Annotated in this window: 19 protein-coding genes; 6 read left to right on the top strand and 13 right to left on the bottom strand. The window is 42.3% G+C overall.

From position 1 onward, the window contains the following. Positions 1-645 precede the first annotated feature (645 nt). On the top strand, positions 646-1119 hold the full coding sequence (locus tag ACT3TH_RS05575; RefSeq protein ID WP_444754862.1) for a hypothetical protein: 474 nt from the start codon (positions 646-648) through the stop codon (positions 1117-1119). Positions 1120-1225: 106 nt separating this feature from the next. On the opposite strand, the gene ACT3TH_RS05570 is transcribed toward ACT3TH_RS05575, so the two are convergent. From ACT3TH_RS05570 to ACT3TH_RS05555, 4 genes are all read right to left on the bottom strand, one after another. After that, a complete protein-coding gene (locus tag ACT3TH_RS05570) occupies positions 1226-1537 on the bottom strand; it encodes an NGG1p interacting factor NIF3 (protein ID WP_444754861.1) in 312 nt (103 codons plus the stop codon). A 47-nt stretch (positions 1538-1584) separates the two neighbouring features. Then, a complete protein-coding gene (locus tag ACT3TH_RS05565) occupies positions 1585-2217 on the bottom strand; it encodes a DNA-3-methyladenine glycosylase (protein ID WP_444754860.1) in 633 nt (210 codons plus the stop codon). A gap of 446 nt (positions 2218-2663) precedes the next feature. Then, positions 2664-2942, bottom strand: a complete 279-nt coding sequence (locus ACT3TH_RS05560) for a hypothetical protein (RefSeq protein WP_444754859.1) — start codon at positions 2940-2942, stop codon at positions 2664-2666. 800 nt (positions 2943-3742) lie between these two features. Further along, complete coding sequence (locus ACT3TH_RS05555; RefSeq protein ID WP_444754858.1) at positions 3743-4045, bottom strand: hypothetical protein; 303 nt, start codon at positions 4043-4045, stop codon at positions 3743-3745. 132 nt (positions 4046-4177) lie between these two features. Here ACT3TH_RS05555 and ACT3TH_RS05550 point away from each other — a divergent pair, with 132 nt between their 5' ends. Further along, on the top strand, positions 4178-4462 hold the full coding sequence (locus ACT3TH_RS05550) for a hypothetical protein (protein WP_444754857.1): 285 nt from the start codon (positions 4178-4180) through the stop codon (positions 4460-4462). Between the two features lie 224 nt (positions 4463-4686). On the opposite strand, the gene purC is transcribed toward ACT3TH_RS05550, so the two are convergent. The 5 genes from purC to ACT3TH_RS05525 all read right to left on the bottom strand — a co-directional run bounded on the left by purC (position 4687) and on the right by ACT3TH_RS05525 (position 10198). Then, a complete protein-coding gene (purC, locus tag ACT3TH_RS05545) occupies positions 4687-5400 on the bottom strand; it encodes a phosphoribosylaminoimidazolesuccinocarboxamide synthase (RefSeq protein ID WP_444754856.1) in 714 nt (237 codons plus the stop codon). A gap of 130 nt (positions 5401-5530) precedes the next feature. Continuing rightward, positions 5531-5857, bottom strand: a complete 327-nt coding sequence (locus ACT3TH_RS05540; RefSeq protein ID WP_444754855.1) for a hypothetical protein — start codon at positions 5855-5857, stop codon at positions 5531-5533. 127 nt (positions 5858-5984) lie between these two features. Further along, the gene (gene dapA / locus ACT3TH_RS05535; RefSeq protein ID WP_444754854.1) at positions 5985-6890 is read right to left on the bottom strand and encodes a 4-hydroxy-tetrahydrodipicolinate synthase; all 906 of its coding nucleotides are present in this window, start codon (positions 6888-6890) and stop codon (positions 5985-5987) included. A 362-nt stretch (positions 6891-7252) separates the two neighbouring features. Beyond that, complete coding sequence (locus ACT3TH_RS05530; protein WP_444754853.1) at positions 7253-8476, bottom strand: hypothetical protein; 1224 nt, start codon at positions 8474-8476, stop codon at positions 7253-7255. 306 nt (positions 8477-8782) lie between these two features. Continuing rightward, a complete protein-coding gene (locus ACT3TH_RS05525; RefSeq protein ID WP_444755116.1) occupies positions 8783-10198 on the bottom strand; it encodes a Do family serine endopeptidase in 1416 nt (471 codons plus the stop codon). Between the two features lie 674 nt (positions 10199-10872). Between ACT3TH_RS05525 and ACT3TH_RS05520 the strand changes: the two genes are divergently transcribed. Continuing rightward, positions 10873-13155, top strand: a complete 2283-nt coding sequence (locus ACT3TH_RS05520; RefSeq protein WP_444754852.1) for a cation:proton antiporter — start codon at positions 10873-10875, stop codon at positions 13153-13155. 91 nt (positions 13156-13246) lie between these two features. Here the strand turns inward: ACT3TH_RS05520 and tmk are convergent, their stop codons facing one another. Together tmk and mltG are read right to left on the bottom strand one after the other, a co-directional pair. Continuing rightward, a complete protein-coding gene (gene tmk, locus ACT3TH_RS05515) occupies positions 13247-13981 on the bottom strand; it encodes a dTMP kinase (RefSeq protein ID WP_444754851.1) in 735 nt (244 codons plus the stop codon). 93 nt (positions 13982-14074) lie between these two features. Beyond that, positions 14075-15331 carry an endolytic transglycosylase MltG gene (gene mltG, locus ACT3TH_RS05510; protein WP_444754850.1) on the bottom strand — a complete coding sequence of 419 codons (1257 nt, stop codon included), beginning with the start codon at positions 15329-15331 and terminating at the stop codon, positions 14075-14077. A gap of 170 nt (positions 15332-15501) precedes the next feature. Here mltG and ACT3TH_RS05505 point away from each other — a divergent pair, with 170 nt between their 5' ends. Further along, positions 15502-16266 (top strand): DpnI domain-containing protein, encoded by a 765-nt coding sequence (locus tag ACT3TH_RS05505; protein ID WP_444755115.1) that lies wholly within the window; start codon positions 15502-15504, stop codon positions 16264-16266. 97 nt (positions 16267-16363) lie between these two features. Next, on the top strand, positions 16364-16555 hold the full coding sequence (locus ACT3TH_RS05500) for a DpnD/PcfM family protein (RefSeq protein WP_444754849.1): 192 nt from the start codon (positions 16364-16366) through the stop codon (positions 16553-16555). Between the two features lie 4 nt (positions 16556-16559). On the opposite strand, the gene ACT3TH_RS05495 is transcribed toward ACT3TH_RS05500, so the two are convergent. Further along, positions 16560-17564, bottom strand: a complete 1005-nt coding sequence (locus ACT3TH_RS05495) for an aminotransferase class IV (RefSeq protein ID WP_444754848.1) — start codon at positions 17562-17564, stop codon at positions 16560-16562. A gap of 3 nt (positions 17565-17567) precedes the next feature. After that, the gene (locus ACT3TH_RS05490; protein WP_444754847.1) at positions 17568-18242 is read right to left on the bottom strand and encodes a hypothetical protein; all 675 of its coding nucleotides are present in this window, start codon (positions 18240-18242) and stop codon (positions 17568-17570) included. A gap of 396 nt (positions 18243-18638) precedes the next feature. On the opposite strand from ACT3TH_RS05490, the gene aroE reads away from it, so the two are divergent. Continuing rightward, entirely contained in the window at positions 18639-19499 is an 861-nt protein-coding gene (gene aroE, locus ACT3TH_RS05485) for a shikimate dehydrogenase (protein WP_444754846.1), read from the top strand. Positions 19500-19535: the final 36 nt, after the last annotated feature.

The raw sequence follows: 19535 nt of genomic DNA, 5'->3' as shown, positions 1-19535 counted from the left end.
CATACCCCAGACACGATAAAACCGCATAACACTCTTGTTATGCGGTTTTATTGTTAACCATCCATGTTACCTATCACGACTGTTTCCTATGCATCCTTGCATACTCTTCAGTATATTGTGATACTGGGCATCCTGCCCTTTTTACTATACTTAGCAACGATTACTGCTGCTATCAGCAAAGGCTATATGTCCTTACTTCACTTAGTATTATCATCCTGATGCTACTAAATAAATCATTATCCCTAATGCGGTCAACTCAATCCTTGAGTCATACTTCCTAATGCCGTATGACTATAATGCTCTGATCCTAATCTGATGTTAAGTCGCGTAAGCGTCATTGTGTGTAAGCATATGCTTACAACACTATTATTGTTGAAGATAATTACAACTTATTAACGCAAACGACACGTAATATAAAGCTTTGTACTTTATTATCAATAATGTAAGAAAATATTTCTGCATATTTTATGATTGCTTCTAAAAATTATGGAATCTTTTAAGAAAACAGTTATTTGGCCAGAACAAACGGTATAAATACTTTCTCAACATTATCGTGTCAAAACTTATCACATGCGAGGTACTTTTAAATACTCGCTAGCCTTCATAGTGGTATGACGTTTGACAAAATTATAGGACATTGGATTTATGAATATTCAAAAGCTATTTTCATTTAAGACAGTGATATCTACTGGCCTTGTGGCTGCACTATTAGGGACTACTGTTGGTTGTACCGTGGCAGGTCCAGGCTATGGTTATGACAATCGACCTGTCTATCGTGACAACAATAACAATGCGAATTACAATCGTGCTAGCCAACAACTGCGTGAGAACTTACGCCGCCAAGGCTATCAAGTTATGGATATTCGCTCTGACAGCTACCGTGGTGATCGCATCCTGACTGCTTATGCTAGAAAAAACAATCAAGACTATGAGCTTAAGTATGCTTACCCCAGCCTTAGACTTATTAGCTCAAATAGAACTGGTTGGTCGAATAATGGGCAGCACAACAAATATGATAAGAAGCATCCTAATAAAAACAAGTACAAAAATAATGGCAAGCACAATGGTAAATATAACGGAAAGCACAATAGTAAGTATAAACACAACAACCATCGTTAATATTAAGATGCGTTTAAGCGTTTAAGATCACCACCCTGTCATTACTTTCGGTCAAATAAACCAACCATTGGTATATTTGACCTTTTTTATATCAGCATGAGCCCTATTAAAAATCCAAAACTTTTATAACATCGTAAGCTGGCGTCTCGTAAGGGTGCGCATCTTTTAAAGCGATAATAACGGCTTCTATAGCGTTTTTATCAACCACCATCTCAACCCGCCACTCATCTACTTCTTCAAGACGGTTATGCGTTCCAATATGCGGAGTACTGCCTGCCAATGGCATAAACTGTCTTGTCCCCTTTACTTGCCAACAACACTGCTCATAGTCACCAATGGCTCCAGCACCAGCTGCAAACAAGGCCGACTTGACGATTTCTAACGCCTCATCGGGGATAAACACTGTCAGTTTATACATATCTCTACCTCCAAAAATTTTTAAGATAAAAATCAGTATTTATGAGCTTATTTTTTGGATAAAGATGGATGATCCGTCCATATATAGCGTAGCAGCCAATCCTTAGCGTCACCTGCGTAATCAATACCGATCCGTGGTCGCAATGATATTGGTGGCATACAACCATCGTCCTCTACCCATACGTTAGATTCAGGCAAAATTGGTTTTCCGTATAACTCGCGATCGATTTGTAAGCGCTTAGTCAGCTTACCAGGGCCTGCAAACTGCTTGGGATGCGTCAGCTGTTTATCTGGGCTTTGTGCCTCTTCATCCAGCAGACGATCACTGTCCTCTGTCAAAAATCCTGCTCGAATCAAAACCGACTCAGGCGACTCGGCAGCCGCCGTGATCATATTGAGTAAGTGATGGATGCCATAGGTTAGATAGACATAAAACACGCCACCTTGCGCATACATAATCTCAGTACGCGGCGTTCGTGTTCCTGCATGCGAGTGACAAGCAGGGTCGTCTTCACCAATGTAGGCTTCGGTTTCTGAAATGCGCATACGCAGTATTTTGGACGTGCCATCAGTATCTATGAGCTTTCTACACAGCACCTTACCGACCAAATCAGCAGCCACTACGCAGGTAGGACGAGTAAACCAAGCTGGCTCTAAAATGGTCGCGGTAGATTTTGACATTAGAAGACACCTTTTCTGATTTTTATATGATTATTAATATGAATAAGTATTGATAAAGTAGCATAAGAATCAGATAAGATATTTGGGACAACGTTTACGCTCTGTTTGATTTTTTATACGAGTTAAGCGACAAGCCTGTGTCTAAAAAGATAATGTTAATACCCTGTAGCAAACATCAATAATTATGGTTAGGGAGAAGTTTGTCCTTAGTCATTATTGATAAATGATCAAAAACCGTAGTCTGTTTTGAGTGGTTTATTAATTGATTGAGAGGCCTGTTTTGATCGTTCCGGTAGGGTATATTCTAACTGAACTACATATATAGAACTGGTTTGGCTACCAAGGTAACAAACGATGATCAAACTTTCTATTTAATCATTTAAGCTAAAGAAACGAAAAAAACCACGACTTCTCGTGGTTTTAATATTTAGAAATGTGCTTAATTTTTATAAAATTTCAGCACGTTTAGCGATGAATTTACTATTAGGTAAGATTGTCATCAGTTGGTTATTTCCATCCAATCGATTTGAAATCATTACTTCGACTTTATCCCTAATTGCCGTTAATTCTAATCCAAAAGTACACGCTCGGTCATTCTTTTCTTCTTTACTTTCAGCTGGATAGTCAACTGAAAATTCTTTTATTTTTATCGATATTAATTGATCTCTCAGGAAATTCTTAATTATACCTAACTCGTAAACGGTCAATCTTGTGTCGTTACTCATTTTGTATCACTTATTTTAAAGAATTAAGGAGTAGTTATTACAGACCTGTAAGACTTATTGTAGGCTCTCCAACAAACCTTTAGTGTTTGTTTTTAGGTGTACATGTGTATAAACTTATGGTCAGAAATATATAGTCAGTATTTAAAATATATTTCGCTAAAAACTATATTATCAATCATTTCTGTCAATCATACAAAGCGAACTAAATATTCAATTTACCTGATAGACAGGTTAGACGAGTAAACCAACTAGGATTTAAAACAGTTGATGAAGCAGTGGACATTAGCGAAACCTTTTCTTATTTTTATCATCTAATTGACATGGGTGAGCATTAACAAGTTAGTATAAAAGTAAGATTAGATATTGAAGGCACTGTTGGTGCAATGTTTGTTTTTTAATATGAATTAAGCTACAAACCTATGCCTACAATTTTGATATCGGTAGTATGTGGTAACCATTGATAATTATGACTAAAAAGAAATTCATTATTGCTGGTTATTGATAAATAGATAAGAATAGCAGTCTGTTATAAGTGTTTCCATTATATAAGTCTATTTTAAGTGGTCTATTAGTAGGTTTATTGGTCTTACTATAAAGTCATTTGTCATAAACTTTGTTTAAAGACTCATAGTCGACATAATAGATCTAATAATTAATCTATATGAGAATGATAATACTAAAACAATCAAGATCAGGATAAGTATTTTATTATTTCTCATTTTTACTTAACCTCTTGCCTACAGCAATCAAATGTTTTGGGATATACTTTTATGAACTACCGAATTCTATTAAGCTCTAAGCTAAAGGGTATTCATATTGAATATTAATATTTGAGAGTACAATTGATTGTTTTCGAAGAAAGCAACCAATCTCCATTGGTCGTTGGGTGCATTGATATCGCTTAGCCAACACATATATACATTTAGCCCCATATATTCATTATTATAAGTATCTTCATCTATATAATTTCTAAAATTTACCCAATCACCACTAGAGTGTCCAAAAATATCCCTAAGAATTGGCTGAGAACTTTTTTGAGCTATAATTTGAGCTATAAGCATATCAAACTTAAGACTCAAATCATTTTCGTCTACATTACTCATATTATTGCGCTCTCAAATTAGTTACTAGAATATCAGAAATAGTGAGTATACAGTTAGAGTTCGATACATGTATGGTGCACCGACCACAGATAGAACATGTATGGTTTATACGTTTTTTATAAGGAGCTTATTATGGCTTGGGAGAATTGGGAATACTATTTATCAGAAAGAGATTCACATGAAAAAGTAAACATACCAGAATGGTTCAAGGTTGTTCAATTGAAACAAGAACAACATTTAGACGGTCGCATTTATCACTTCGATATATTCCCACGTTCTGAAATTATTGAAGCATTAAACCAGTTTGAACCTTCTTGTTATGATTGGATAAGTTCAACTTGTCATCAAAATGGAATAGATTATTTGAAAAAATCAGAAGTCAAAGAATTTAAAATAACCGCAACATGTTGGACTTAAAGTAAATCTTGAGTACGGTTTACATGTAGCATACCGATCACAAATAGGATATGTATGGTAGGTACACCATGAATTACACTACGATTATCACGATAATTCACCCTATTGCTACCATTGTTCTACAACCCAACATTAAAGTCCTCACTACGGAACCAACATTAATATAATGCCATAAAAAAACTGAGCACAAGGCTCAGTTTTTTTTGACGCTGGATATTAAATCCTTAGCTCAGTGGCACACCAATACGGTTGGCGACTTCTTCATAAGCTTCGATCACATCGCCCAATGATTGACGGAAACGATCTTTATCCAGTTTTTTCTTGGTATTTTTATCCCAAATACGGCAGCCGTCTGGTGAGAACTCATCACCTAGAACGATACGATTGTGGAATACACCAAATTCTAATTTGAAGTCGACCAGTACCAAATCACCTGCATCAAACAAAGCGGTTAACACATCGTTCACCTTATGCGTCAGTGCTTCCATTTCTGCCAACTGCTCTTTGGTTGCCCAGCCAAGTGACACAGAAAGGGATTCATTCACCATTGGATCACCAAGCGCATCATCTTTATAAAACAGTTCGTAAGTAGGCGGCGTCAATGCTTGTCCTTCCTCTAAACCCAAGCGACGAACCAAGCTGCCTGCCGCAAAGTTACGCATCACACATTCAACTGGAATCATATCCAAACGCTTGACCAACACTTCGTCATCAGACAGCTGCTTTTCAAAATGCGTTTCGATGCCAGCATCCGCCAACTTCTGCATAATAAAGGCATTAAAGCGGTTATTGACAACGCCTTTACGTGCCAATTGTTCGATACGCTTACCATCAAGCGCTGAGGTATCATCACGGAAATGTAGAACCAAAAGATCGTTGTCTTCTGTTTCATAGACAGATTTGGCTTTGCCTTTATAGAGCAATTGTTGCTTTTGCATGAGAGGAGTTCCTGTTCGTTCAAGCTTATGTGGTAAAAACGCGCAGCGACCGCTGAGTCTTGTATTACTGTATTAATTTTATTCAAATTAATAACAATAAAAAACCAGCGGTACAAATTGGAAAATAGAGTTAGTTTGAAGGAGTACTTACAGTACGTTGAGGTTTTGGCAGTTGATACTGGCTACCAGATTCGTTCTGTAATGTGAGCGTGTTTGCCCCTGCATTAGGCGTTGGGTACAAAGGTACAAAGGGAGCCGTTTCTTTGTCAGCTGGTAGGGCTATTGGCGCAAGCTTTTTGCTTTGCTGGTACTCTAAGCTGCCGTTGTCACGCTTGCCAAGTAAGTTTTTTGCACTTTGGCAGCCGCTCAATACCACAGCGCTGCCCAAAACTACAGTCAGCATTGCAGGGAATAGTTTTGCAGTCGTCGATGATACTGTCTTCGATGATATTGTCATCAGGTTATCTCTCTGAGTTAGCAATAATTGCTCATTTAGGCAATTGGCTTATCGTTTTGTAAAATCTTAGAGGCTGTTACCAAGCCTACAATGTTGGTCGTAGATTTGGCAGTTACCAGTTTGATTTTTAAAGTAAGTTGGCTTTTACTAAAGCTTCATTAATAGTTGCATGATGTCGTTCAGCGAGCCACACTAGCGGCAAGCGAATACCTTTATCTATCATGCCCATTTTATGCAAAGCGTATTTTGCTGGGATAGGACTTGACTCAATAAACAAGTCACGGTGTAAGTGTTTGACGATGTCATGGACTTTATGAGCGGCGTCAAAATCACCACGTAAACCTGCTGCGAAGGCGTCGCTCATGGCTTTTGGTGCTACGTTGGCTGTCACCGAGATATTGCCTTTACCACCGAATTTCATCAATTCCAGTGCCGTGCCATCATCGCCCGATAATACGACGATTCTATCACCAACGGCTTTGATCAATTGCTCACCGCGAACAGCAGAACCAGTCGCATCTTTAATCGCAACGATATTTTCGATATCCGCTAAGCGTTCAACCGTTTCTTGAGCGATATCAACGACCGTACGTCCCGGCACATTATAAAGCATCTGCGGTATATTCACTGCTTTGGCAATTGCTTTGTAGTGTTGATATAAGCCTTCTTGCGGTGGCTTATTGTAATAAGGGGCTACCAATAAAGCACAGTCTGCGCCAGCGTCTGCCGCATCTTGAGTCAACTTAATCGCTTCAGTTGTGTTGTTAGCGCCTGTGCCAGCGATGACTGGGACGCGTCCTTTGACATGCTGGACAAAATAGCGAATAACATCGCTGTGCTCTTGCATAGACAATGTCGCTGACTCACCAGTGGTGCCAACAGCAACCAGACAATGCGTGCCTTGCTCAATCTGCCAATCTATGAGGTCTGCCAGACGTTTATAATCAACCGTGCCGTCAGGATGCATGGGCGTTACCAAAGCTACCATTGAGCCTTGTAGTCGGGTTTTGATCTCGTCGTATGCTGTGCTCATAACCGTGCCTTACTGTATTATCCTAGCTTTTGTCAAAGCTGTCACATGATAGGTCGTTTGCAAGTATCCATTGTCATATCAGCACTTATAAATTTGTGCAATCATAAGCCTTATTGACAATTTCTTGCTCGATAACATTTTGCTTGATATTAATACTGAGTATTTGGTTATGGTAGAGACACTGAGAACATAGATTTTGTGCCCTCAAATCAGTATCGGCGACATTTTCGCCAATCTCTAATTCTGCCTACCAAATAATAAACCTATAATAATAAAAACGCCTGCTAGTGTAGCATATTTTGATTTGACCGCTATCAATCAATTGACTCAATAAATGAGTGACGGTCAGATTTTGGACGTCATTAACGAATCGTCAACACATCGATAGTAGGACGATACAACCGAAAAGGCAAGCCTCGCGTGCCGATACCACTGCTGACAAATATCTGGGCGCTGCTGTACTGGTATAAACCGCGCTGTTTACTCATGCGGTTGTTATTCAGCAATGTTGATTGCTTGTTATGACGCTGGATATCTTTTTGTTTTTGCGCCAACCGTATGTTTTTTTGAGTCGCTTTTGCTGCTCCAGTGATCAGTAAAGGTCGCGGTTGCGAAGACTTTGGCAAATGGTTAATGCTATCAAATCGTGATGCTAAGATAATAATAGGCTGCTCGGCTTGCGCAATCTCGTCACTGAGCGCGGCTTTCTCAGCAGTACTTGGTAACTCAAGGCCAGGGAGTTGTTTAGGATTTTCTTGCCAGCCGCAAAGCAATGCGACAATAGGATTACCTTCTATACTCTTTTGCTTAATAAAATTCTGGTTATTTATATGATGTTTTACTTGGTTCGCTAATGCTGGATGTTTTACTGAGTGAGCATTTGCAGTTACCGCGCATTTTAAAGGCAACGAAGTACACTGCTGACCGATATAACTGATATCTAATACATCAAAGGCACTGGCCAATGTATCCTCTAATAAAGGCTGGCCCTGCTTGGTTGTATTAATCGACTGATAACGCAAATCTGAGACACTCATTACTGTATAAACTGGCTTATTCAGTCCTTTAAACAGCATGAGTTGCCCAACCAAATCAGCACTTGGATAATACAACCAGTCACCAGTAATCAGTACTGCATCTGCTGACAACGCATTGATGGTAGCGACCAGCTTGCGAATATGGCGAGGCTTGCCGCTATACAGTCCAATACGCAGATCGGCCAATACAGCGATCGTAAGTGGTGTGGATAAGCCCAAGTCAATCGAATGAGGCTCTAGACGCAGACGGTTCGGCTGTACAATGACGGTAAAAAAATACAAACCCATCGCCAATAGGACTATTAACATGAGTGGCGTTGAGGTTTGCACCCATATCGGTAGTGCCGCTTGCGACCAACTCAAGATCAATAGTGCCGCCCAAACTGGCATCGTATAGGCGGCATAATACAGCATGAGCTTAATCCAAATGCGCAAAAAGCGCTTGGTTGGATTGGCATTGAACGTTTGCAGTCCTGACCACAGTACTATATACGCCAGCAAGGCTGCTGCCGTAGAGCTACTTAGTATGTAAAAAGCGTGGTCAGTCATAATTACCTGATGGTTACGTAAGAATATGAGCCGAGCAAGCGGCTTATCCTATGTTAGAACGTATTGAGCAATAAATAAAATCACTCGCGAAATAAGTTGATGACGGTATTTCGTCGTTTTCAGTCATTTGCCAAAAAAATCAGCCATTATAGAGGTCAAGCTTTGTGATAGACAAGTACAATTATTAACACTAACGGCTAAGCTATCTTTAATGGTTCGATGATTCGATGGCTATGTTACCGCTGCATCAGTACTGACGCTTCCTATTCATACTTGATACTGACGTTCAGTACTGACGCTCATCACCTACTCAATGCGTAAGCCAATAATAGCTGGGACGCCTTGGCGAACCACCTCAATGGTCACTACCCCCTTTTCGGGCAAGGATGAGATAGCATCTGAAAAATCCGTTACTTTTTTAATCGACTTTTGATGAAAATTGGTAATCACATCCCCTGCCAAGATACCAGAGCGCGCGGCCAAGCCAGTCGGGTCCACGGTAGTCACTAAGATACCGGATTTTTTATCTGTGCTGATTTCTGCTTGTTCATCTGGTGTCAGGTTACGTAGACGTAAACCCAGCTGCACCCCGTTATTCTGCTGGTCGCCACCTTGCGCTCTGACATCACTGGGCGCCTGTTCGAGTTTACCGCTCACGAGCATTTGCTGACCATCACGCTGAATCTGAGCGCGGAAAGAATCACTAGGCTTGGCACGATTGAGCAAGTTTAGCAAATCTGAGGCACGCATAATCTGCACATTATTATATTGCAGAATGATATCGCCCGATTTTAGGCCTGCTTTTTGTGCTGGTGAGTCTGGTGATACGCGGGTCAGTAAAGCGCCTTGCGGGCGAGCCAAATTATAAGCCTCAGCCAAATTGCGATCGATATCTTGTGGATAAATACCCAAATAAGCGCGCGCCACTTCACCATCATTTTTTAGCTGCTCATAGATGTCCATAGCCGCGTCAATCGGAATCGAGAACGACAGTCCCATATAACCGCCAGTGCCGCTAAAGATACGTGAGTTGATACCGATGACTTCGCCGCGCTGATTAAATAGCGGACCGCCTGAGTTGCCAGGGTTGAGTGCCACATCTGTTTGAATAAAGGGTACACTGATGTCACGCGAGAAGCTACGTGATTTGGCGCTGACAATACCTGCAGACGCTGAGTAATCAAACCCAAATGGTGAACCAATGGCAAGGACTGGCTCCCCTACTTTTAACGCATTTGAGTCCCCAATGGGTAGTGCTGGGAACTGACCGCCTGCAACTTTGAGCACGGCCACATCAGAGCGCTCATCACTACCAATCAAAGTCGCATCTAGCTCTGTTCTGTCGTTAAGCGTGACTGTGATTTTGTCAGCGCCTTCTACCACATGGTGATTGGTCAACATATAACCATCAGATGTGATAAAAAAAGCAGTGCCATAAGCGTGTTCGATCGCTGGCGTGGCAGCCTGATCGGGGATACGCAGACGATCACCAAAGAACTGACGCAGCAATTCAGCCGTCTGCGCCTTAGCAAGCTCGGCCTCACTAACTGTTTTTGTGACGTTCACGCGGGCAACCGCTGGCGTGACTTGTTGTACTAGGCCAGAAAAGTCGGCGGTGGTTACTGCTGCTTGAGCAGAAGTCATGGCAGTGGCAATGACACCAGTTGCCATCGCTGTGCTGACAGCAAGCGCGAGCGTACCGCGTTGCAACCAATGCTGCATACTAGATGTAGAGTGCGCTTTGAACATATTGATAGGCATATCGTCCTCTGTATAAATGGTTAATTATTATTAGGAGCCGTATTGGCTGTTATCGGTCGTATCTTATGCAAGCTCAGGCGATCTTAGACGACGTCACCTTCATATGGGCCAATATAAAAAATACAGCGTGGCTGAAATTGGTTTTTTGTCGCCTCTGGTAGCAACGACGCAGCAAGTAAGAAACATTTGTATCAGTCATATATTGTAATGTCGCGTATCTATTTTATTGAATATCGACTATAGCTGACTGACAGCGCTGCACGATGTCCAGTCATAGTAAGTAAGAAATAAAATCATGGTATGATAGCAAGCCAAATACCTTCTAAATAAAACAAACGTTAAATTTACTGACGGTAAGTTTATCAAATTGGCAGTCATCACTCTTATTTTCAACTTTTGCATTCCTATAATGACGCTATATGTCTGGGAATGCTTATGTCTTTACTACTTTATAGTATATATATCATATTTAGCTCATGTTGTGATTCATGATGGCTATCATTGTTGTAGCTCAGATTCTGTAGAAATTGACCACTCTAGATAAAGGCGTCTATTCGTTAGGCTACCGATGGTCATTTTTCTATAAATACTATTGATAGATATAAAATATGACAAGAATATAAAAGGATTAACTTATGGATACCGCCCTATTATTATCTGGCGTGGTTGGGATTGGCATTGCTGCCCAATGGTTGGCTTGGTATTTAAAGCAACCGTCCATTTTATTTTTATTACTGATTGGCATTGTCGTGGGACCTGTGTTGGGGGTTTTTGACCCTGACTTGGTACTGGGAGAGCTGATGTTCCCCTTCATATCTTTGGGCGTGGCTATTATCTTATTTGAAGGCTCGTTGACGTTAGAGTTTGAGGAGATTAAGCAGCATGGTACAGTGGTGCAGATGTTGGTCTCTGTTGGTGTCCTTATCACCATCGCTATCGTTGCTTTATCGACTTATTTATTATTTGATGTCGATCCGCTGATTGCTCTGCTATTTGGTGCGCTGGTCTGCGTTACAGGCCCAACCGTCATTATGCCGCTACTGCGTAGTGTGCGTCCCAACAAGACAATATCCAATATCCTAAAATGGGAAGGCATTATCATTGACCCAATCGGCGCGATCGCTGTGGTGCTGGTCTATGAATATATTATCTCAGGCGGCGAAGCCAGTAGTATATTGCTGTTTGCCAAAATCGTTGTATTGGCGACAGCGCTTGGCATGGCAGGTGCTTGGCTTCTGGCATTTCTCATGCGCCGCCATATGGTTCCTGAGTTTTTGCGCAATGTTTTCACCCTTGCCTTCGTCTTGGTCTTGTTCTCTGTATCCAACCATTTAGAACATGAATCTGGATTATTGACGGTCACAGTACTGGGCGTGGCTTTGGCAAATTGGCCTAAATTCCCACGCGAGACGATTCTTGAGTTCAATGAATCATTGACCATTTTACTTATCTCAGTGCTCTTTATTATTCTTGCGGCTCGTGTAGAGCTGGCGAGCTTACTCAGTGTTGGTTTTGCAGGCTTAGTATTACTCGCCATTGTGATGTTTGTGGCGCGTCCATTGTCGGTATGGGCATCGTCGATTGGCTCGAACCTTAGAACCAATGAAAAGCTCATGATTAGCTGGATTGGACCGCGCGGTATCGTCGCCGCTGCTATTTCGTCGCTGTTTGCGATTCGTTTGCAAGAGTATGATATCCAAGGCGTTGAGCTACTGGTGCCTTTAGTATTTATGGTCATCATCGGCACCGTGATGATTCAAGGCTTAGGCGCAAAAATAGTCGGCAACTTGCTGGGTGTACGTGAACCTGAGACCAATGGTATTCTCATCGTCGGCTCAAACCCGATAGCGCTTTTGGTTGCTACCTCTTTAAAAGATCAAGGTTTTGATGTCATCGTCGCGCATAATAACTATACCAACATTGCGCGCGCGCGTATGAGTGGCTTGCGTACCTACTTTGGCAACCCCATCTCTGATCATGCGGATCGTCATCTTGATCTGATCGGTATTGGTCGTCTATTTGCTATGAGTATGGATAAAGAGATGAATACTTTGTCTGAGATTCATTACCGTCATGAATTCGGCGAGCGCAAATTGTATCGTCTCAAGTTCAGTGACGAAAAAGTCAGAAGTGAGCGTGATGACAAGCAATCAAATTTTCATTCGCAGTGGTTATTTGGCAAAGATGTGACATATACCAAGCTTGCCAGCATGCTATCAAAAAAAGCCCGTATCAAAATTACCAACATCACTGATAGCTACAGTTTTGAGCAGTACAAAGCTGATAATAAGCAATTTGTCCCGCTTTACACCATAGACAAAGAAGGTAAGCTGCACGTCATTACAGACAAGTTCGATGGCAATGTACCGCGTGATCGTAAGCTTATCTCGTTAGTGGTAGAAGACGAAGTGCAGCCAAAACCAGTGGATGTGACCCCGAAACAAGAACAAGCACGTATGGCGGCAGATGCTAACTTTGAGTCCAATTCAAAAGCTCCTGAAAAGCGTAAAGAAAAAGAGCTAAGCGATGATGATGCTCAAACGATAAAGCCAGAGTTTGTGGTCGGTATGGAAAAAGAGAACGAGCAACATGCTGTCAATGACTCATTAACGAAACTAGGCAGCTCAGAACCCTCAACGAGCGCAGCAAAAACCACCAATGATAAAGTAGCCGAGTCGAAAGATGCTGCTGCTAATACTCTCAATAAGGGTGTGATGTCTGCCAACTCGACAGCAACGTCAAAAACTAAGGCTTCTTTGACTAGCAGCACTAATGGCAATGCACCGAAAAACAAAAAAGGTGCGCTTGACCCAAACCGTCTGCCCGACTCTGGACAAGATGCTGGCACCAACGCCAATGTTGATAGTCATAAAAGTGCAGAACAAACAAGCTTAGATAACAACGCAGATAAGCCATAAGTCGCTCTGTATCGAATGCTCTTAAAACACAAAAGCCCCAACGCGATGTTGGGGCTTTTTTATATAAGCGGTTTAAAATAAAATCGATACGTCAATAATCGCGTGCACCTAGTATGAGTTTTACTTGCACGGTTTGCCATACTCGTGCGCTCACTTCATCTGCTGTACCAGACGCATCGATGCGCTGAATCCTCATCGGGTATTCGACCGCAAGGCTGCTAAAGCCTTTATGCACCCAAGTAAAAAACTCAGTGGCTTGCTGCTCAAACCGATCAGCAGCGCTACGCTTGTTAGCACGTGCCATGCCCTCTGATACTGGCAAATCCAACCACACTGTCAAATCTGGCAGTTGCGGCACAAACTGACTGATAAGCCCGTCAATCTTGGCACGCATAATATCGTCACCATGCGCACGTCCAAAACCTTGATAAGCGATGGTCGAGTCGGTAAACCGATCACATATCACCCAGACACCGCGTCGCAGTGCTGGCAAAATCACTTGCTGCATGTGGTCGCAGCGCGCCGCAAACAGCAGCAATAACTCGGTGTCGTCCGTAATGTCAGTCGCAGGATCGAGCAATATTTCGCGCAAACGCTCGGCAAATGGACTGCCACCTGGCTCACGAGTACGCAGATATTCGATACCATTATCGTGTAAGCGCGTGCACAGATGCTCAATCGCCGTCGTTTTGCCCACGCCTTCGGTGCCTTCAAAGCTAATAAAACGACCTTGAGTGAATGCTGTAGAAGTTTGAGACGGGTTGAATGATTGATGAGATAGCGATGAACTAGATAAGGCAGAATTGGCTTGCAAAGATGCTGACATGATATGACCTTGTGCCACTAATAAGCGTTATATCTTTTATATAACACTCATTAGATGATAGGTGATTTGATGAGTGATGGCGCAAAAAACAACTTACTGCGGCGGCGTTTGCGCTCTTTTTTCACGCATGACGCTCAAATATTCTTTTACGGCTTGATTGTGCTCCGCCAAACTATTGGTGAATTTGTGTCCACCTGTGCCCGTTGCCACAAAATACAATACTTCGCTATCAGCGGGATGCAAGGTCGCTTCTATAGAGGACGCAGAAGGTAGTGCAATTGGTGTTGGCGGTAGACCGTCAATTTGATAAGTATTATATGACGTTTTTTCATCAATGTCGCGGCGGCGAATATTGCCTTCATAACGACTGCCCATACCATAAATAATAGTAGGGTCCGTTTGCATACGCATGCCTTTATTCATACGATTATTAAACACGGCGGATACTAAAGGACGCTCCTCAGGTACGCTGGTTTCTTTTTCGATAATAGAGGCCATCACCAGTGCTTCATAAGGACTCTTATAAGGCAAATCTGGCGCACGGTTTCCCCAAGCCTTCGTTAGCGCTTGCTGTTGACGTTTGTATAAATCTGTCAATACCTGCTTATCACTGGTGCCTTCCCCATAATAATAAGTATCAGGAGCAAACCAACCCTCAAGATTGTGATTGACGATAGGATCATTACTATTGATCACCGCATCTGGCAGTATACCAACCAAATCCAACGCTTGAGCAATACTTTCATTATCGCTGTCAGCGGTCAGCACTTCTTTTTTGATGCCTGGATTATCACGTAACGTCTGATATAAATCTTTAGAGGTTTTTCCTTCGATAATCTGTACCTTTACCATGGCCGCTTTTGCACCTTGTTCGAGCACCTGTAGCGCTTCAGCGATGGTTGGGTTTTCTGGCAATTGATAAATCCCTGCATGCAGAGGTGCATCCACTTGTGACTTTATATAAAGCTTGGCCACACTGGCAGAAAAAAGCGGAATCTGTTGTTGCCACTGAGGTAACAAGCCATAGTAGGTCTGACCTTGCTCAATGGTGACCATCTGCTGTGGCTGCTCAATACGACCAAATAAGGTTTGATAGACCATTGCTAAGAAAAACGCCGCAATCAGTCCTAGCACGAGCAATATCTGATAACCACGCTGCATAAAAAACGATTGATTGTCCGTTTTATATTTACGTGGTTTACTCTCCCCACTGATGAGCGAGACGTCTGTGGCTGGCGTATCCTTTATTCCATCTTTTACTGGTTGTGAATCTGGTAGTGCGGTGTCATCTTGTTTATTCAATGGTGTGTTAGGACGTTCAGGAGGCGTTTCAGGGGTAAGCTTACTCATGGCAACTCGCGAGGCAGATGTTTGCTAGAATTTAGCATTGAAACGTCTGATTTTCAATGTTATTTGCTTAGCTTATGCATTAACTTGATACTGACACTAAAAAGTGTGGCTTAATATTCTCACCTTTTACAGGCATTTCTGCGACCCTATATTACTAACGAAAACTTATGATGAATCTAAATTTTGACCAAAGTCTTGCTAAAAACTATCGCTCACCCAGTCAGATCATTCGAGTATTGAGTGAAGCGTGGGTCGCTCATCAAAGCTATTGTCCTAATTGCAATGCCGAGCCCTTATTCGAATACGCAAACAACCAACCTGTCGCTGATTTTTATTGCTCAAATTGTGACGAGCAGTATGAGCTCAAAAGTAAACAGGGAAAAATAAGCAATGTTATCAATGATGGCGCTTATAAAACGATGATTGAACGCATCAATAGTACAAATAATCCAAGTTTTTTCTTTTTAACGTACTCTAAAGAACTGACCGTTAATAACTTTTTGATTATTCCCAAGCAGTTTTTTACGTCCGATATTATTATTCAGCGTAAACCTTTATCAGTCACTGCCAAACGCGCAGGTTGGGTTGGCTGTAATATCAACTTGCGACACGTACCCGAATCCGGAAAAGTGTTTTTAGTCAAAAACCAGCAAGTGATAGCGCGCGAAAACGTCACTCAACAGTTTCAAAAAACCTTATTTTTACGCGAACAATCCACAGCATCGCGTGGCTGGACATTGGACATACTGCAATATATTGATAGGCTCGATACTACCTTTTCTTTAAATCAGGTTTATGCTTTTACAGAGGAATTAAAACTTAAACACCCTGACAACAACCATATTCCTGACAAAATCCGTCAGCAATTACAGGTCTTGCGAGATAAAGGCATGATTGAGTTTTTGAGCCGTGGTCACTATCGCAAATTGTATTAAACGCTTCTCGTGTTTTCATAACAAAAGACGATCACTCCTCTAAATTGCTTTTGCTACGATCACGGTCACAGCACATTTAGCAAAAGTGAGAGCGGCAATGAACAACACAACAGGCTTAACCACCTATCAAGTAGAAATCGTTGAAACCATGAGCTGCATTGTTGAAGTAGTCGCTATAGATGATTCCTCTGCTATTTTGCAAGCTCGAGACATGTACAGAAACGAAGACATTGAACTGTTTTATGATGATTTGATAGACACTAAATTTAATATTTTCGATAAAAAATAGTGTTTTATACGGACGTTGTTACTATGGCATTATTTAATAACATCAAACTGCTCATCGGCATGATGCCGCGCAGCGCATTGCAAAAAAACAGCCGCTTTAATCGAGGTAAATCCTCATCTTGTAACGACCTTATAATAACGGGACTATTTGTGTTGGATAAAGCATCGATAATCACTTGCCGCATCACGCCAGCCACGCCCGATTGTGCCATAGATGGCGTGTACCATTGACCTTTGGTTAAATAATTAATGGGGTTGTCATTCAGATTTGTTGGTTCTGATGAGCGTGCCTTTGATACGCGCAAAGACGCAGGCTCCTCTACCAGTTGATAAAACACATTGCTCATTGTGCCCTCAACCCAATGACCGCTCATGTCGCGCACCAGTCCTTCACCAATATCTAATGCCGCATGAGACTCTGACGACTTGCCTTTTAGCAAATCTGCTTTGATGCGTTGCAGCTCAGCACTTGCTAGCACAGTATCGAGTCGATTAAGGCTTTTGAGACCTGCTAGCGGTGGCGGTAAGCAAGCGATTCGTGAAGACAAGCAAACAGCAGTACTGGCAGACTGTATAGGAATTGGTTGGTTATCAGCCAAGTGGATTTGCTTCTCAGTAGCGACAGTCATTAGTGAGGATTTTAGCCAAACCTCGCAAGCGCTTCCAGATGCGCTTGATTTATAGCCATAACCACGAATGTCTTGCGCGGCACGCGTTACTATAAGTTTGAGCATGCCTCGTGGTAAACGCTGAGCATGGCGTTGTAAGGCAGTTATTACAGAATGGCTGTCTAACTCAATTTGCAAGGCACTGGCATGGGAGGTGAGGCGTTGGTGATGATGATCCAACCACAGTATCTTGCCATCAACGACGCCCATGGTAGTAAAAAAACCATCACCATATGCCAGTCCCCGATTGTCTAATGACAAGGAGAGATGAGAATCATCTGCCCTGTCATCTGATGTATGTAGACATAGCCAGCCGTTCGCCGATGGCATTGTGATTGCCACAGCCTAGGTATTGTCTTTTGGGGCGTCAGCTTTATTGATGACCAGCATACAGCTGTAAAACTCACACTTTGCCAGTTCTACTTTTTGCCCACCAACGACTTTGTTTTTAATGATTTGATTGATGAGCATATCACCAACCATTTTACCACCCTCATCGCCCATTAACTGACGCGCAAGCTTGTATGCCTTTTTGGCATGGTTTTGGCTCAGCTCTTTTTCTTTGTCAGTGTCGGTAGGATTAGCATAGTACCAACCAAGCTCGAGGTATTTTTCAGAATCAATAATGTCTAAATAAGGCGCATCGGCCTGCATAAAGCGATATTTAGTAGCGGCATTACTGGCGTAATCTAAGCTGTTTTCATCCGTGCTTACCACTTTACCAAAAGTCGCTTTGATACCGTCTAATTCATCAATACTGAGCGGCGTGACCTTGTCCTCACTCCATGCTGTGACATCGTATCTCACTGGCGTGGCTTGCTGAGCAGTCGCCCCATCTAGGTCAGCATTCACAGAAGCACTGCCTTTTGCTGGCGCATTATTGGCAACTGCCGTTTCGCTGGTGTCCGCATTAGCGTCTTGATTTTGAGCATCGTTTTGACTACCATCACAGCCACTCAACGACACACCTACTGCCATTATCATACCGACCAGAAGGGTCTGTAGGTTATTATTCCACATGGACAATTTACTCACACTTTTAGATTGATCTCAAAATAGTATTAACGAGCGAGCAGATATGCCGCTGATAACGAACAATGTTTTTATTGGCAAACTTTCTTGGGTCGAAACTTCTTATAACCGAACCATCACTAGAGTAGACCCTATTTTTTACAATCTATAGTTTACCCAACTGCTTAACACTTGACTACCCTTTACGTTACGGATAACACTCCAAGAGAGTACAGATTTGTTAAAGGCCTACATGCCAAAACCTTCTTCTGATTCATATGGTTATTCACTCAGTCTAAGGTTTGTTAAATATCGTGGTATCCCTTATGATAAGTAATGTTGCACGATGAGCTTAAACGACGCTCTTATTCATAAATTTTACTTTTTACCGCCAGCGGAGCGTTTATGACTCAGCACTTTATTGTTATTGGCAATCCGATTGCCCACAGCAAATCCCCCCAAATCCACACGTTATTTGCCGCCCAAGTAGGCATTGATATTCGTTACCAACGTCAGTATTGTCCCGATGATGAGGCCAGTTTTACGGCAGTTATTGAAGCGTTTTTCTGTGGTGGCGGCGTGGGTGCCAATGTGACTGTTCCGTTCAAACAAGTTGCTTATGATTGCTGTGTGGCGCGAGGCGGGTTATCAGAGCATGCCAAAGTGGCAGGCGCTGTCAATACACTGCTGCTAAATAAAGCGTTGCTAAATCAGGGTGTGCCAGTAACAGAAGCCATTTATGGCGATAATACAGACGGTCAAGGATTGGTCAATCACATGACAAGTTTGAAATGGCCACTCAAAGGCGCTCGCGTTGCCCTTATTGGCGCAGGTGGTGCAGCACGTGGCATTATACTGCCGCTGATTGAGTCTGGTATTGCCGCGCTTACCATCGCTAACCGCACAGTGAGCAAAGCGACTAATCTGGTCAACGAATTAAGTGCAGCCAGTCCTACTGTCAATGAGCAGCAGATCGAAACGTGCCGCACTGCCGAATTAGACGGACAATTTGATATCATCATAAACGCCACCTCTATTGGCTTATCAGATGATACGCTCCCCATTAGCACCGAGCTGAACTGCCACTACGCCTACGATTTAATGTATGGACGCCCGCTGCCATTTTTGCAGCATTTTGCCGCTCGCGGGGCGCAGACGTCTGACGGTTACGGTATGCTTATCGGACAAGCCGCCTTAAGTTTTGAGCGTTGGACGGGTCATCGTATTGATGTAATACAAGCAACTGAAGAATTGAATAAAGAATAGATAAAATAAAGCATAAAAAAGGCGTATAAACCCAAT

It is taken from the genome of Psychrobacter sp. AOP22-C1-C5 (genome assembly GCF_052378885.1).
In the GTDB taxonomy this organism is placed as follows: Bacteria; Pseudomonadota; Gammaproteobacteria; order Pseudomonadales; family Moraxellaceae; genus Psychrobacter.
This window is presented reverse-complemented; position numbering and strand designations above follow the sequence as displayed.

Coding starts and splice junctions, on each gene's coding strand:
- ACT3TH_RS05555 (WP_444754858.1), bottom strand. CDS start 4,045: ATGAGTAATGTAGACGAAAATGATTTGAGTCTTAAGTTTGATATGCTT.
- aroE (WP_444754846.1), top strand. CDS start 18,639: ATGACTCAGCACTTTATTGTTATTGGCAATCCGATTGCCCACAGCAAA.
- ACT3TH_RS05490 (WP_444754847.1), bottom strand. CDS start 18,242: ATGTGGAATAATAACCTACAGACCCTTCTGGTCGGTATGATAATGGCA.
- dapA (WP_444754854.1), bottom strand. CDS start 6,890: ATGAGCACAGCATACGACGAGATCAAAACCCGACTACAAGGCTCAATG.
- ACT3TH_RS05550 (WP_444754857.1), top strand. CDS start 4,178: ATGGCTTGGGAGAATTGGGAATACTATTTATCAGAAAGAGATTCACAT.
- tmk (WP_444754851.1), bottom strand. CDS start 13,981: ATGTCAGCATCTTTGCAAGCCAATTCTGCCTTATCTAGTTCATCGCTA.
- ACT3TH_RS05560 (WP_444754859.1), bottom strand. CDS start 2,942: ATGAGTAACGACACAAGATTGACCGTTTACGAGTTAGGTATAATTAAG.
- ACT3TH_RS05505 (WP_444755115.1), top strand. CDS start 15,502: ATGAATCTAAATTTTGACCAAAGTCTTGCTAAAAACTATCGCTCACCC.
- ACT3TH_RS05575 (WP_444754862.1), top strand. CDS start 646: ATGAATATTCAAAAGCTATTTTCATTTAAGACAGTGATATCTACTGGC.
- ACT3TH_RS05500 (WP_444754849.1), top strand. CDS start 16,364: ATGAACAACACAACAGGCTTAACCACCTATCAAGTAGAAATCGTTGAA.
- ACT3TH_RS05520 (WP_444754852.1), top strand. CDS start 10,873: ATGGATACCGCCCTATTATTATCTGGCGTGGTTGGGATTGGCATTGCT.
- purC (WP_444754856.1), bottom strand. CDS start 5,400: ATGCAAAAGCAACAATTGCTCTATAAAGGCAAAGCCAAATCTGTCTAT.
- ACT3TH_RS05525 (WP_444755116.1), bottom strand. CDS start 10,198: ATGCAGCATTGGTTGCAACGCGGTACGCTCGCGCTTGCTGTCAGCACA.
- mltG (WP_444754850.1), bottom strand. CDS start 15,331: ATGAGTAAGCTTACCCCTGAAACGCCTCCTGAACGTCCTAACACACCA.
- ACT3TH_RS05570 (WP_444754861.1), bottom strand. CDS start 1,537: ATGTATAAACTGACAGTGTTTATCCCCGATGAGGCGTTAGAAATCGTC.
- ACT3TH_RS05565 (WP_444754860.1), bottom strand. CDS start 2,217: ATGTCAAAATCTACCGCGACCATTTTAGAGCCAGCTTGGTTTACTCGT.
- ACT3TH_RS05530 (WP_444754853.1), bottom strand. CDS start 8,476: ATGACTGACCACGCTTTTTACATACTAAGTAGCTCTACGGCAGCAGCC.
- ACT3TH_RS05540 (WP_444754855.1), bottom strand. CDS start 5,857: ATGACAATATCATCGAAGACAGTATCATCGACGACTGCAAAACTATTC.